We start from the raw sequence: 14,547 nt of genomic DNA, 5'->3' as shown, positions 1-14,547 counted from the left end.
GGAGGTCAAAGCCAACCGGCCGTGTCCCGGACCACAGCTACCTGCGGGTAACCTCAGCACCACTTGTCGCCTTCCGGGGAGGTCAACGCCGATGTCGAAGGTCCTCGAACTGGTGCAGCCAACGCTGGAGGCCGCGGTCGTACGCGGCGTTTTCGCGCTCCCCAAGCCGGCGCGGCGGCTCCTCGCGGGGCGCGCGATTCGACTGGACGACCAGGAACTCGCGCTCGATGCTCAACTGCTGCTCAAGTTGATGCGGCTGGCCGGCCACGAGCAGCTGTCGGCGGCCACGCCCGAGATCGCCCGCGCCGCGATGCGGCGGTCGACCAAGATCACCGCCGGCCAGGTGCCCGGCGTGGTGGTGGCGGACCGCCGGATCCCGACCGCGTCGGGCGATCTGACCGCGCGGCTGTACCGGCCGCGCGAGCTCTCCGAGCCGGGTCCGCTGCTGGTCTTCTTCCACGGCGGCGGCTGGGTCATCGGCGACCTGGACAGCCACGACGACCTGTGCCGGTTCCTCGCCAAGCACGCCGGCATCCGGGTGCTGTCCGTGGGCTACCGGCTCGCGCCGGAGTTCCCGTACCCGGCCGCCCTGGACGACGCCCTCGACGCCTACCGGTTCGCCGTCGAGAACGCCGCCGAGCTGGGCACCAGCCCCGACGCGATCGCGGTCGGCGGGGACAGCGCGGGCGGCAACCTGGCCGCCTCGGTCGCCCTGCACGCCACCCGGTCCGGGTCCGCGAAGCCGGTGTTCCAGCTGCTGATCTACCCCGCCGTCGACGCCACCACGCGGCGCCGGTCGCGCGAGTTGTTCGCCAACGGATTCCTGCTCACCGACGGCGACATGGACTGGTTCATGAACCACTACGCGCCGGAGGAGGACGTCCGCGGCGACCCGCGGCTGTCGGTGCTGCTCGCCGAGGACCTCAGCGGGCTGCCGACGGCGCACGTCGTCACGGCGGGCTTCGACCCGCTGCGCGACGAGGGCGAGGAGTACGCGCGGCGGCTGGCCGAGGCCGGGGTGCCGGTGATCGCGCGGCGGTTCCCGGACCTGATCCACGGCTTCGCCAACCTCCGCCCGATCGGCGACCGCTTCCAGGAGGCGCTGTTCGAGATCGTCGGCACCCTCCGGGCCGGGCTGGAACTCCAGAAGGCCTGATCGCAGGGCCCGTGGACGCCGATGGATGCGGTTGGCGCCTGTCGGCTAACCGGGCGAAGGCGCCCTTTTCGCGCGAAACCGGCGTCCCGACGCGGGCAGAACGACGATTTCGCGCGAAACCGCCGCCTGGCAGGCGTGGCGGACGCCGATTTCGCGCGAAATCAGCGGTCCTGACGCGTGTGGGTTGGCGATTTCGCGCGAAATCGCCGCCGGACCCGGGCTCCGGACCGGGTCGTCACCGGCCCAGGAGTTCGCGGAGGCGGTTGAGGAGATCTTCGCGGTTGGCGCAGCCCAGGCGTTGCTTTATGCGGCTTATGTGGTGCTCCACCGTCTTCGCCGAGATGAACAGGCGCTTGCCGACCTGCTTGTAGGTCAGTCCGGCCAGCACCAGCTCGGCGACCTCCTTCTCCCGCTCGCTGAGCAGGTCGGTGTCGCCGCCGCGCACCGCCCGCGGCCGCGGCGGCTTGCCCTGCAGGGCCCGCGCGCATTCCAGCAGCGCGAGCATCGCGCGCCGGTCCTTCGTGTGGATCGCCGCCTGCCCCGCCAGCCGCGCCCCGTCCCAGGCCAGCCCGGCCGAGTGCAGCCCTCTCGCCGCCTGTTCCACCTCGTCCTGGTCCACCTGGCCGGTGAGGATCTGCAGCCACACGCGGGCGGCTTCGGCCATCGCCGTGGCCAGCGGGTTGTGGTGCGCCATGCCGTCCAGGTCCGCCGCGAGATGCCGCGCGTCGTCCAGATCTTCCAGCACGATCGCGGCCTGCAGGCGCTTCCAGGTGAGCATCGACGTCCACAGTGGAGGGTTGCCGAGCCGTTCCAGCAGGCTGCGCGCCTCCGCCAGGTACGGCGCGATCCAGTCCTGGTCGCGCAGTCGCGCCGCCGCGACCACGAGTTCGCCCAGCGGCAGCAGGGCGAACAGGTCCACCGAGTGCTCGGCGACGGCCTGTCTCGCCTGCCCCCGGGCAGCGGCGAGGGCCCCCATGTCGTTGTCCCGGCTCGCGATGCCCGCCTCGATCGCGGTGGCCAGCAGCCGGTCGCGCGCCGCCGGACCGGCGGCAGCCTGGAGTTTCACGCGCGCCGTCACCGTGTCGCCGCGCACGAGGGGCAGCCAGGCCGCCAGCAGCCGGTGCCGGTGGTGCAGCAGCGGGCCGCCCGCGTCCGCACCGATCGCCCTGTCCAGCGTGGACTGCGCGACGTCCAGCTCACCGCAATGCAGCGCGACCAGGGCTGCGATCGCAGCCGGGCTGTCCGGCGCCAGGATGCCGCGGCCCACCGGTTCCGAAAGCGAGGCCGATCGCACCAATGTGGACAGTGCCGCCGCGGCCGAGCCGACGACCGATTCCCGCACTCCGGCGGCGAGTTGCGCGGCGGCGCCGGTCATCGACGTCGGCGGCCCGGCGTCGTCGGAGGAGCTGAGCAGCTCGTCGGCCTCGCCCAGCCGACCGGAGCCGATCAGGCCCAGCGCGGCGAACGCGCGGTCGCCGGGCCAGCGCAGCTTCCCCACCGACCACCGGCACAGCTCGGCCGAACGCTCCAGCAGCCCGCGGTGCGCCAGGACGCTCGCCGCGACCTGCACGCCGAGTTCCTTGTCCGGCACCGCGTCGTCGACGATCACCTGATCCGCCAGGCGCAACGCCTCGTCGAGGTCGCCGGCCACGGCGGCGGCGCGCGCCTGCCGCGCGGCCACCGACACCACCGGAGTCCCCGCCGAAACCGCGGCGGCGAACAGCGGCCGCGCCAGGTGCGGGGCATCGCGCAGGGCCTCGTCGCCCGCCTTCTCGAACGCCGCGGCCAGGGTCGCTTCCGGCAGCAACGCGATGTCGGCCCCGAGCAGCGGAGCAACCAGCGGCAACACCGAACCGCCGCGGGCCAGTTGGGTTTCGACGAGGCGACGGGTCACCCGGAGCCGCCGTTCCCACGGCGCCAGCCGCAGCGCTGCCGCCCGGACGATCGGCAGCAGCACGTCGTCGGCGCCGACCAGGCCGGCGGCTCGCACCGCGAGCAGCGCGGAGCCGACCTCCGCCGGGTCGAGGTCGAGCAGCGCGGCGAGCAGATCGGGGTGCGGGGTCGCACCGATCGCCATCGCCATCACGCATTCCCGGCCCGCCTCGCCGAGCTGGTCCAGGTCGTGCTGGAACTGGTCGAGCGCGCGCGCCGGCAGCTCCGCCGCGCCCGGCTCGGCCGCCGCGAGCACCCGGCTCACGTAGCGCGGCACGCCGCCGGTCTGCGCCTGCAGCCAGCCGATCCACTCCGGCGCGACCGCCCCGGCCTGCGCCGCGATCTCGTCCCGCCCGAGCGCGGCGAGCAGCACCGGTGCGCCGAGCTCGCCGATCAGCTCCGCCAGCGCCACGGGCCGCGGGCCCGGCCGGTAGGCGACGACCAGCCGCGCGCCGGGCCGCCGGGCGACCTCGCGGAGCTCGCCGAGCACCGCGTCGTCGAGCCGGTGGGCATCGTCGACCAGCACCGCGCCGTCGTCGGCCCGGTCGAGCGCATTCGCGTCGAACACCGGGATCCCGGCGTCGTGGTAGGTGCGGGCGAGCTGCTCCAGCAGCGCCGTCTTCCCGTATCCGCCCGCACCTTGCACTCCGACGACGAGCGACGCGGCCGGATCGGCGGCGATCACCGACCGCAGCCCGGCCGCGTGCCCGTCCGGCAGCAGGGCGGGACGGGATGTCGTCGAGTGGTTCACGCCTGGATTCCTTGTCATCCGGGTCACTGGCGCATGTGCTGGATCGCGCTGAGGACGCCGCCGAGTGGCGCGTTGTTGGGCAGGAAGTAGGTGAGCAGCAGCCCGCCGATGATCAGCACGGCGGCGATCGACAGTTTAATGATCTTGATCCGCCGCGCCCGGTCCTCGTCCGGCGGTTCCAGCGGCAGCGGCTCCACGTCGACCGGCGGGCGCGGCGCCGCCACCGGTTCCGCATCGTCGTCGAACGACTCGTCGGGGCCCTCGATGCGCATCAGCACGCTGGTCTCGGCCACCGAACCCTGGTCGGTGTCGGTGGAAAGCACCTGCACCGCCGCCAGCGCCGCCCCGCCGGCCGCCGCCAGCTCGGGCGCGACGTCGACCTGCGGCGGCAGCTGCAACCGCTCGGCCACCAGCTGCTTCAGCAGCGGCGTGCGCGCGGTTCCACCCGCCAGCACGACGGAATCGAGGTCGTCCGGCGACAGCGTCGCCGACTGCACCGCTTGCAGGATCAGCTCGGGAACCCGCTCCAGGTGCGGCCGGGCGAGCTGCTCGTACCGCGAACGGGACAACGCGAATTCCGTGCGCAGACCGGGCAATTCCACCCGCAGCTGCACGCCGGACTGGTGCGACAGCGCTTCCTTCGCCCGGACGCACTCCGCGCGCAGGTGCGCGAGGGCGGCCCGCTGGTTGAGATCGGTGAGGTCCAGCGCGTCCAGCCGGTCGCCGAACTCGGCGCGCACGGCGGCGAAGATCTCGTCGTCCAGGTCCTGGCCGCTGGGGTGGTCGGCGTTCAGCGGCGACCCGACCACCTCGAACCCGCGCTCGCGCCGCCGCAGCACGGTCGCGTCGAAGCCGCTGCCGCCGACGTTGGCGATGACGATCGGCTCGTGCTCGGCGACCCGTTGCTTGGCGGCGTAGTCCAGGGCGACGGCCATCGGCTCGGCCACCAGCGTCACATCGGTCAGCCCGAGCTGGATCAGCGCCTGGTGGACGAGCCGGGTGCGGTGCGGACCCCAGGTGGCGCTGTGCGCGATGGCGATGTGCTCGGCGGGGTGTCCCTGCCGGTGGGCGACCGCGTCGGCCACCCACTCGACCATCGTCGCGACCAGCCGCTGCGCCGGGATGAACTCGCTGCCCACCAGCAGCGGCAGGTCGTCCCCGAGCCGCCCGGTGAAGCCGCGGGCGACCCATTCGTGGTGGGTGATCTCCTGCCGTTGGGCGGCTTCACCAGCCACGAACGAGCCGTCCTGCACCTTGCACAGCACCGTCGGCACCACCGGCCCGGCCGCCAGCGGGACCGGCACGGCCGCCGCCCACCGGCTGCCGTCCCGACGGGCGATGGCGGCCGTGGTCGCCGTCGCGCCTAGATGAATGCCCAGGACGTAAGGCATGCAATCCCTTCGTGTCACCGGATCGGCCACCATCGGGCGATGCCGCGCGGCCCGATGGTGGACACAATTTAGCGCGTACTCGGTTACTCACAGGTGTCAGATGCCCCAACCTACCCCCCAATGGGCCACCTACTGGATCCCCTAATAGAGGTTCGAATAACTAGGAGTCGTACCCGATGGCTAGGGGGCCCCGTCGCCCTAACGTGATCAACACAGGGGAGTGAGGGACACGACCTCACTCGGACACCCAGCCGAGTAACCGCTGAGCATCGGGAGGCCCAACGATGGTGAACCCTCAGCACGCGGCCGAGTCCTCCACTCCCGACCCGGGGACGCACTCCACCACCGGCCCGTCGGACGAGCCGACGCTGCACGAGTTCCTCACGCGCCTCGTCAGCGACCCGGCAGCCCGATCGGCCTTCGACTCTGATCCGCAAGCCACGCTGGATCAGGCCGGCCTCGGGGGCATGACCGCGACGGACGTACTGCAAGCCACGTCACTCGTCCTCGACTACGCGCCGGTCGAGGTCGTGACCGAGTACGACCGCTCACTCCAGAGCAGCGTCGAGAAGTTCGCTGCGAGCACCCAACACGTCGCGATCAACCAACTGCATCCCGCACATCCGAACGAGCAGGAAGATCTGAGCATGCTGAAGAACCCCGCCCCCGCCGAAGACTTCGGTAAGAACGGCGACGTCGAGCCCACCATCCCGGCCGTCCCGGCGACCCCGGCTCCGTCGAACAACGTCGACATCGACGTGCGTCACAACGACACGGACTCGCACAACTTCATCAGCATCCACGACATCGCCAGCGGCAACGACATCGCCAACGGCAACATCGTCGGCAGCGTCGTGGGCAACACCGTCGGCCAGGTCGGCGACAGCCTCGCCCTGGGCGACGTCACCAACGTCGTGGGCAACACCGTCAGCGAGGTCAACCAGACCGCGACGCACGTCTTCGACACCAGCGTCGACCTGACCGCCGGTGCCGCCACCGTCGTGCACGGCGACGTCACCAACGTGGTCGACAACTCGACCAACATCGACGTCCTCAACGTCGTGAACGAGGCCCCGGTCGTCGGCGACATCGCCAACAACGTCACCAACGTGCTGGGCGACGTGACCACCAACGTGAGCAACGGCGACCTGACCTCGGTCGTCACCAACGCTCCGGTCGTGGGCAACGTGGTCGGCGACGTCACCTCGGTCGCCACCAACATCCCGGTCGCCGGTGACCTGGTCTCCAACGTCGCCGGTGGCGACATCACCAACGTGACCGACAACGTGACCGGTGTCCTGGGCGACGTCCCGGTCGTCGGCGGCGTGGTCGACACCGTGGGTGGCATCGCCGGTGGCGCTGGCGACGTCTCCGCCCTGCCGGTCGACGACGTGACCTCGGCTCTGCCGGTCGACGACGTGACCTCGGCCCTCCCGGTCGACGACGTGACCGCCGCGCTGCCGCTGCCGGCCCCGCAGGACCTGCCGGTCGTCGGCGACGTCGCCGGTGGCGCTCTCGACACCGTGACGGGCGCCCTGCCGCTGGACGGCGTGCTCTGAACGCAGTGAGCAACTGAATGCCGGGATCCGCGATTCGCGGATCCCGGCATTCTTCGCCTTTCGCTCGGGAAACTTGCACTTTTGGTACTCCCAGTGCACGCCTGTGATGTGAGTTCAGCCGTTTGGGTTTCTCTATTCGCCGCGGCACGCCACAATCGACGCCGTGATCGAGACGGCGTTGGTGGAACTGATCGATCGCGCGACTGCGGAATGTGCCGAGCAGCAACGCGCTGATCTGCACGGAAGGCTGCGGCAGATCCGCACCCGCGTGCTCGACCCGACGCAGCTCGTGCTGGTCGTCGGCGAGTCGAAGCAGGGCAAGAGCGCCCTGGTCAACGCCATCGTGAACGCGTCCGTGTGCGCCTCCGGCGACGACGTCACCACCGTCGTGCCCACCCTCGTCCGGTATTCCGACGAGCCGTCCGCCCTGCTCATCGAGCACGAGGCGAAGCGCGGCCCGGCCGCCCTGGATCGCGTGCCGGTGCCGATAGAACAGGTCGGCGAGCAGCTGGAACGCGCCCTCTCGCTCGGGCGCCCGGTCACCCGCGGCGAGGTCGGCATCCCCCGCGCCGTGCTGCAGAACGGCCTCGCGCTGATGGACACGCCCGGCGTCGGCAGCGTGTCTTCGTCGTTGACGGCCACCACGCTCTCCGTCGTCGCCGAGGCCGACGCGTTGCTGATGGTCTCCGACGCGACCCAGGAACTGACCACCAACGAGCTGACGTTCCTCAAGCAGGCCACCGCGTTGTGCCCGAACGTCGCGCTGGTGCTGCCGAAGATCGACCGCACGCCGCACTGGCGGAAAGTCCTCGAAGTCAACCGGAAGCACCTGGAGAACGCCGGGATAGCGGCCAAGATCTTCCCGGTTTCGGCCAACATCCGGATGCACGCGATGCAGGCCAGGGACGCCAACCTCAACGCCGAGTCCGGATTCCCGCCGCTGCTGGAGTTCCTCAAGGAGATGGCGGGCAAGCACGACAACATGACCCGGCGCCTGGTGGCGCACAACGTTTCCGAGGCGCTGACCCAGGTCAACGACGCGCTGCGCGCCGAGCTGGCGGCGCAGAACCCGCGCACCGCGGCCGAAACCCTCATCGAGCTGGAGACCGCGCAGCACCGCGCCGAAGACCTCCGGCGCGTCTCGGCCCGTTGGCAGAAGGCGCTCAACGACGGCATTTCCGAGCTGTACACCGACATCGAGTTCGACTTCCGGGAACGCAGCTGGGCGGTGTTGCACCAGGTCAACGAGGCCTTCGAAACCGCGGATCCGCTGGAGGTCTGGGACGAGTTCCTCGACTGGCTCGAAGCACGGCTCACCGACGCGATCGTCGAAACCTTCGAGTGGCTGGACCAACGGCAGGCCCGGCTCGCCGAGCAGGTCGCCAACGAGATGCTCGCCGAACACGGGCGCAGCCTGCCCGACCTGACGGAGCTCCAGCAGCCGGAACCGCTGGGCGAGGTTCCCGAGCCGAAGCTGCCGCCCGGCTCGGAGTACAAGCGCTTCGACCAGTTCCTCACCGGTCTGCGCGGCTCCTACGGCGGCGTGCTGATGTTCGGCCTGATCACCTCGGCGTTCCTGCCGCTGATCAACGTGGTGTCGATCTCGGCGGGCGTGCTGCTGGGCCTCAAGAGCCTCGGCGAGGACAAGGACCTGCGGCTGCGCCGCCGCCAGGCCGAGGCCAAGGCCGCCGTGCAGCGCTACGTGGAGCAGGTCATCTTCCACGTGAACAAGGAGGCCAGGGACGCCATCCGCGGCGTCCACCGGGGCCTGCACGCGCACTACATGCAGATCACCGAAGATGCCCAGATGGAGATCAGCCGGGCCATCCAGGAGATCAAGCGATCGGCGGAACGCAGCGCGGTCGACCGCGACCAGCGCGCCAGGGAGATCCGGCGGAAGCTGGAAGAACTCGCGGTGCTGCAGCGGCGCGCGACGATGCTGACGCAGAACCGGATCACCGCGGCATGAGCGGCGATCCCCTGCTGGAACGCGCCCGGGCGCTGCTGATCCGCACCATGACCTTCTACCGGGACGATCCGCGCACCTCGACGTGGCTGCGCGGCCGGCTGGAGAGGCTGGACCAGCCGCTGCGCATCGCCGTCGGCGGGCGCGTGAAGGCGGGCAAGTCGACGCTGATCAACGCGCTGGTCGGCGCGGAGCTCGCGCCCACCGACGCCGAGGAGCGCACCCAGGTCAGCACCTTCTACCAGTACGGGCCGGAACCGAAGATCCTGCTGCACACCCCGCACGGCGCGGTGCAGAACGTGCCGGTGACCACTTTGGACACGGGCACCATCCGCGACCTGCAGCACTGGCGGCCGGACGAGGTGTCCCGGCTGGTCATCGAATCGCCGACGCCGGGACTGCAGGCGATCACCCTGATCGAAACGCCCGGCGTCGCGTCCGCGGCGGTGCAGGAGACGGGCCGCTCCGCGCTCGCGCAGATCCTGTCCGAGGCGGACGCGGTGCTGTACCTGACGCGGTACCCGCGGCAGACGGACCTGCAGTTCCTCCAGTCCGTCAACGAATTGCAGACCGCCCGGTGCGTGCCGATCAACACGATCGTCGCGTTCTCGCGCGCCGACGAGACGGGCAGCGGCGGCGCGGAGGCGCTCGAAGCCGCCGAGCGGATCGCCGACCGCTACCGCAACGACCCCACGCTGCGTTCGTTCGCGCAGCACCTGATCCCGGTGATCGGGCTGCTCGGGCAGGCCGTGGCGACGATGACCGACGACGACTTCCGGGCTCTGCACAACGTTGCCCGACTCCCCCAGAACGACCAGGACGCGCTGCTTCTTTCGGCGGATCGATTCATCAACAGCACCATGGAATCGACGCCGGGACCGGCCCGTCAGCGCCTCCTCGAACGATTCGGCCACTACGGCGTCGTGCGCGCGTTGACGCTGATCCGCAGCGGCGTGACGGAGCTGAAGAAGCTGCAGTCGGCACTGCTCGACGAGAGCGGAATGAACCTGCTGCAGGAGACCGTGCACCAGCAGTTCGTCGAGCGGCAAGACGCGTTGCGCGCGCGGTCGGCGTTGCTGGCCGTCGACATGGTGCTGCGCGCGAATCCCCGTCCCGGCGTGCAGCAGTTGCGCGGCGAGTTCGAGCGGCTGCTGGCGAACGCGCACGAGTGGAACGAGCTGCGGCTGCTGTCGGCGCTGGATTCCGGGCAGGTGCGGTTCTCCCGTCCGCTGCAGACGGAAGCGAAGCGGCTGCTGGGAGCGTTCGGCAGCGCGCCGCACGCGCGGCTCGGCCGGGACGAGACGGCCCTGGCCGTGGATCTGGCCGACGAAGCGGCCGCGGCGCTGTCGCGCTGGCGGGAGCAGGCGGTGAACCCGCTGCACGACCGGCCGCACCGCGACGCGGTCCGCACGGTCCTGCGCAGCTGCGAACGGCTGATCCTCCACCAAACCCACGGCCCGCAGCAGCCACAGACCCCACAGACGCCGCAGAGCTCGCAGCACCAGCAGAATCCTCAACGCCAGCAATCCGCCCACGGTCAGCACGGTTCTTCGGGTCAGCAGGGTTCCCCTGGCGCGCACGGCGCTTCGGCACAGCGCGGCGCTCACTCGCAACCGGGCCCCCAGCACCCGCAGCAAGGGCACCCGCAGCGGCACCACCACCCACAACCCGGCCAGCCCCAGAACGCCCCGGGAGCCCACGCCCGCGACTAACCACGATCCATTGTGGACATGGTGCACGCACCGGTTTTCGCGATGTCCAGATTCCGCTCGGGCTGCGGGAGATCTGCCGCGAGCCGCCCTGCTCGCCCCGGCACGGAGCCTTCCCGCGCGGCAGGCGGCTGCGCCTCGCGATGCCGCCTGCCGCATCAAGCGTGAACCAGATGTCGATTCCGTGCGGATAACGAGATGTACCTGATCGGATCGAGGAGGACGTCGATGGCCTCGCCAGTGCGCTCGGCCGGCGGGGTCTCGGCCTGCCAAGTCGATCGGGTCGCGAAACACCAGATCACTCGCAGACCTCTTTGGGGCAGTTCATGACGGAATTCGACGAGACACTCGCGCCGGCACACGACCACCTGGCCGCCGCGGAACGATCCGGCGACGCACCCGCCGTGGCGCGACAGCGCCGACCGCTGCGACGGATGGCGTGGCCGGGCGCGGTCGCGGTTGGTCTCGCCGCCGCGATCTCCGGCGTGCTCACGCTCGCTCCGCTCGGGGAGAGCGATGGGGGCACCCCGACGGCGAACGCCGAATCGGCGCTGGTCACCGCGGCGCCGGATCTCCCCGACCACCCGCCGCGGCCCGATCAGTTCGTCTACACGAAGTCCCAGAGCGCAGCCGGAATCCGCGAGACGTGGCTGTCCGCCGACGGGACGCGTGACGGCCTCATCGTGCAGTACGGCGGGGAAACCGAGCTGGAGGTGCCCCGCTGCGGGGACAGCAAGACATACACCCCCGCAACCGAGGAGACCGGATACTGCTCGCCGGTTCCCGGGCACATCTACGTCCTGCCGACCGACGCCGCCGGAATGCTCGACTACCTGAAGGAGCGCAGCTCCGACCCCGATAGCGCGTGGCTCATCGGCGAGGAGATCCGCGACATCGTCGCCGAGTCGTACGTGCGACCGGAATCGAGGGCAGCCGTGTTCGAGGCTGCGACCAAGGTCCCCGGCATCTCCGTAGTCAAGGACGCGAAGGACGCGATCGGCAGGACCGGTGTCGGCATCTCGTTCCCGAAGCCCGACGGCGAGAACATCCGCGAGGAGATCCTGGTCTTCGATCCCGCCACCTACGCCTACCTCGGCTCGACGTTCTCGGCCGAAGTGGAGACCGCGTTCGTCGACGAGGTCCGCCAGCGCCCCTGACCGGCACGAGGGGTTCGGGGATCCCCATCGGCGCAGGGCAACGCCGGTGCAGGCGTGATCCATGGCAGTTTCAATTGAAACTGCCATGGATCAGCGCACCCCGGCGCACTCCCGCGGGTCATCACCATCCATTGTGGATTGGCCATGACCTCGGCCGCGGTAGCCGATTTCGCCTGAAGCGACAGGGCGGTCGGGCGCGATCACCGGCCCGGATGGGCGAAGACCCGGGAGACGGGGGCTCCCGGGTCTTCGCTCGTGGTGGTTGCCACAGTCAGCAGCGGCGGGCCGACGTCGTCGGCCCTTGACCTCGGCGGCGATCTCATCGCCAGTGCGGCCCGGCTCGCTCGCCGCGGATCATGACGCGCTCCAGTATGCCATCAGAAAACTGGAATTAGTCAAGAAAATGGGCCCGCCGTGTTCGGACTCACCCGATCGCCCGCACCCGCCCGTCCCACTCAGGCCCTGCGAGCGCCCAGAACCCCAGGTCACGTAGCGGCGCGGGCGAGCCGAATCGTCGTCCCGGTCGGATCACTCGTGAACCCGATCCGAGCCCAGTGCGGAGAACAGGACGTACGAGACCCGACCGAGAAGTGCATTCATGAGCTCACCAGCGCCGGACGGCGAAGTCGATGACGACGCCGCAATACCGGAAAGCGCGAAGACCTGGGGCCCGCTTGGGTTCTAGGAGTCGTCGCAACACCCCAGTTCAGTGGATGCGGAGTTTCGGATCCGGGCGGAGCTCCCCGGCCGTCGCGACGCCCCCGGCCGCAGGGATGCACGTCATGCCGGGTCATGATCGTTCCTCGTCGCGGCAGCCGGACTACTCTGGCGCGGTCGCCGAGGAGCGGCAGCCCGGGCAGTAGCCCCAGAACACGACTTCCGCTTCGTCCACCTCGTAGCCCGACGTGGACGAAGGCGTCAGGCACGGGGCCTCGCCGTGGACGCAGTCCACGTCCTCGGTCCGGCCGCAGTTGCGGCACACCAGGTGGTGGTGGTTGTCAGAGGTCCGGGTCTCGAAGCGCGCCGGGTGGCCGGCGGGCTCGATCCGCCGCAGCAGCCCGGCGTTGCTGCACGCGTTGAGCACGTCGTAGACGGCCTGCGTGGACACCGAACCCAGCTGCCGGCGCACCGCTGTCGCCACCTGGTCGGCCGTCGCGTGCGGGTGACCGACCAGCCACCGCAGCACGGCGAGCCGTGGCTTGGTGACCCGGAGTCCGGCGGCGCGCAACCGCTCGCGCGGGTCGTCCGCGCTGGTGGCGTGGTTGCTCTCGGCCGCGCTGAGGGTCATAGCGAGGCCAGTATGCCACCGAAAAATTGGTCTGAACCAGAACTTAACCCGGTTGGCGCTCCGGATTGCTGCACCCGGCCCACCGGTTGCGACCGGTTGGCTCAACCGATCGGCGCATCCGACCGGCGCTGGTCAGAGCTCGAAGTCGCGCAGCGTCGCGTGCAGCTGCTCCACCAGCGGTCGACGGCGGGCCATCTCCCGGGCCGCCGCCGGGTCCGGCGAGACCTTGCCCTCCGGCGTCACCAGCTCCGCGGCGCGCTCCAGCGAGTCGAACTCGCCGAGCGCCCGCCAGCCCAGCAGCACCGCGCCGAGCCCGGACCCGCCGCTGCCCTCGGCCAGCTCCAGGTCGATGTCGAGCGCCGCGGCGATGGCATCGGCCCACAACGCGCTGCGGAAGCCCCCGCCGGTGGCTCGCACCGCACGCACCTCGGCCCCGGAATCGACCACCGCGTCCCGCACCAGCGCGAGCTGCTGCGCGACACCCTCCACCACGGCACGCGTCATCTCGGCGCGGCCGTGCGAGTGCCGCAGCCCGACGAACGAGCCGGTCAGGCCCGGCTCCCACCACGGGGCCCGCTCACCGAGCAGGTACGGCAGGGCCATCAGCCCGTTCGCCCCCGCCGGCACCGCGGCGGCCTCGTCGAGCAGGTCCGCGACGTCGGCCCCGAAGGTCTCCGACGCCCACTGGGCGACCACCGCGCCGTTGCTCACGGCGCCGCCGATCACCCAGAGCCCGTCGCCCATCGCGTAGCTGAACGTCCGGCATCGGTCGTCGACTCCCGGCCGGTCGCGCGTCACCCGCAGCGCCCCGCTGGTGCCGAGCGACAGCGCGGCGACACCGGGGCTGACCGCCCCGACGCCGAGGTTCGCCAGCGGGCCGTCCCCGCCGCCGAGCACCACCGGCAGCCCCTCCGGCAGGCCGACGGCCTTGGCCACCTGCGATTTCAGCGGCAGCGTGTCGGTCGGCGCGTGGATCTCCGGCAGCTGGTCGGCGCGGACGCCCGCGACCTCCAGCGCCGGCTCGTGCCACCGCAGCGTCGTCATGTCCTGCAGGCCGCTGCCCGAGCTCAGCGAGTACTCGGTGACGAACCCGCCCACGAAGTCGGCGACGACGAAGTCCTTCAGCGCGCACCACCGCACCACGTCACGCGTCAGGTCCGGGCGACTTCCGGTCAACCAAGCCAGCTTCACCATGACCGACTGGGTGTGCACCGGCGTCCCGGTGGCCCGGTGCAGGGCCGACGAGGTGTCCCAGTCGGACCGCAGCCGCGCCGCCACCTCGGCCGCCTGGGTGTCGGCCCAGTTGAACGACGGCGTGGCCGGTTCGCCGGCCGAGTCGAGCCCGACGACCGTGTGCATCGAGGTGCTGAACGACAGCGCCGCGACCGGGTGGCCGTGCTCCTTCGCCCAGGCCACGCACTCGGCCAGCGCCGCGATCGCCGCGTCCCGGACCTGGACGGCGTCCTGCGTCGCCTCCCCGGGCTCCTCGGTGCGCAGCGGATAACCGCGCTCGGTCTGGTGCAGCACGTGAGCATCGCTGCCCGCCGCGACGACCTTCGTCGCGGTGGTACCGAGATCGATTCCGAGGACGACCGGAGCATGACTCATGCCCCCAACCTAACCGCCGGATGTCGCAAC

9 protein-coding genes are annotated in these 14,547 nt (G+C 70.9%); 5 read left to right on the top strand and 4 right to left on the bottom strand.

The window, feature by feature from the left end; genetic code table 11:
* The first annotated feature begins 91 nt into the window (after window positions 1-91).
* Window positions 92-1,156, top strand: a complete 1,065-nt coding sequence (locus ACWEV3_RS10825) for an alpha/beta hydrolase (protein ID WP_452613645.1) — start codon at window positions 92-94, stop codon at window positions 1,154-1,156.
* Window positions 1,157-1,391: 235 nt separating this feature from the next.
* Here the strand turns inward: ACWEV3_RS10825 and ACWEV3_RS10820 are convergent, their stop codons facing one another.
* Both ACWEV3_RS10820 and ACWEV3_RS10815 read right to left on the bottom strand, forming a co-directional pair.
* Window positions 1,392-3,839, bottom strand: coding sequence for a LuxR C-terminal-related transcriptional regulator (locus tag ACWEV3_RS10820; protein ID WP_452613644.1), 2,448 nt, complete (start codon window positions 3,837-3,839; stop codon window positions 1,392-1,394).
* 23 nt (window positions 3,840-3,862) lie between these two features.
* Entirely contained in the window at window positions 3,863-5,230 is a 1,368-nt protein-coding gene (locus ACWEV3_RS10815; protein ID WP_452613643.1) for an Hsp70 family protein, read from the bottom strand.
* 284 nt (window positions 5,231-5,514) lie between these two features.
* Here ACWEV3_RS10815 and ACWEV3_RS10810 point away from each other — a divergent pair, with 284 nt between their 5' ends.
* The 4 genes from ACWEV3_RS10810 to ACWEV3_RS10795 all read left to right on the top strand — a co-directional run bounded on the left by ACWEV3_RS10810 (window position 5,515) and on the right by ACWEV3_RS10795 (window position 11,621).
* Window positions 5,515-6,789 carry an IniB N-terminal domain-containing protein gene (locus ACWEV3_RS10810; protein WP_452613642.1) on the top strand — a complete coding sequence of 425 codons (1,275 nt, stop codon included), beginning with the start codon at window positions 5,515-5,517 and terminating at the stop codon, window positions 6,787-6,789.
* 163 nt (window positions 6,790-6,952) lie between these two features.
* The gene (locus ACWEV3_RS10805; RefSeq protein ID WP_452613641.1) at window positions 6,953-8,758 is read left to right on the top strand and encodes a dynamin family protein; all 1,806 of its coding nucleotides are present in this window, start codon (window positions 6,953-6,955) and stop codon (window positions 8,756-8,758) included.
* Complete coding sequence (locus ACWEV3_RS10800; protein ID WP_452613640.1) at window positions 8,755-10,467, top strand: dynamin family protein; 1,713 nt, start codon at window positions 8,755-8,757, stop codon at window positions 10,465-10,467. Before ACWEV3_RS10805 ends, ACWEV3_RS10800 begins: the two co-directional genes overlap by 4 nt.
* A 323-nt stretch (window positions 10,468-10,790) precedes the next feature.
* Window positions 10,791-11,621 carry a CU044_5270 family protein gene (locus ACWEV3_RS10795; protein ID WP_452613639.1) on the top strand — a complete coding sequence of 277 codons (831 nt, stop codon included), beginning with the start codon at window positions 10,791-10,793 and terminating at the stop codon, window positions 11,619-11,621.
* An 820-nt stretch (window positions 11,622-12,441) separates the two neighbouring features.
* On the opposite strand, the gene ACWEV3_RS10790 is transcribed toward ACWEV3_RS10795, so the two are convergent.
* Complete coding sequence (locus ACWEV3_RS10790) at window positions 12,442-12,909, bottom strand: Fur family transcriptional regulator (RefSeq protein ID WP_452613638.1); 468 nt, start codon at window positions 12,907-12,909, stop codon at window positions 12,442-12,444.
* Between the two features lie 132 nt (window positions 12,910-13,041).
* Window positions 13,042-14,517 (bottom strand): gluconokinase, encoded by a 1,476-nt coding sequence (locus ACWEV3_RS10785; RefSeq protein ID WP_452613637.1) that lies wholly within the window; start codon window positions 14,515-14,517, stop codon window positions 13,042-13,044.
* Between the last annotated feature and the right edge of the window lie 30 nt (window positions 14,518-14,547).

Source organism: Saccharopolyspora sp. NPDC003752, from assembly GCF_053605825.1.
Note: the sequence above shows the minus strand (reverse complement) of the source record. Positions and strands in the feature narration are given on the sequence as shown.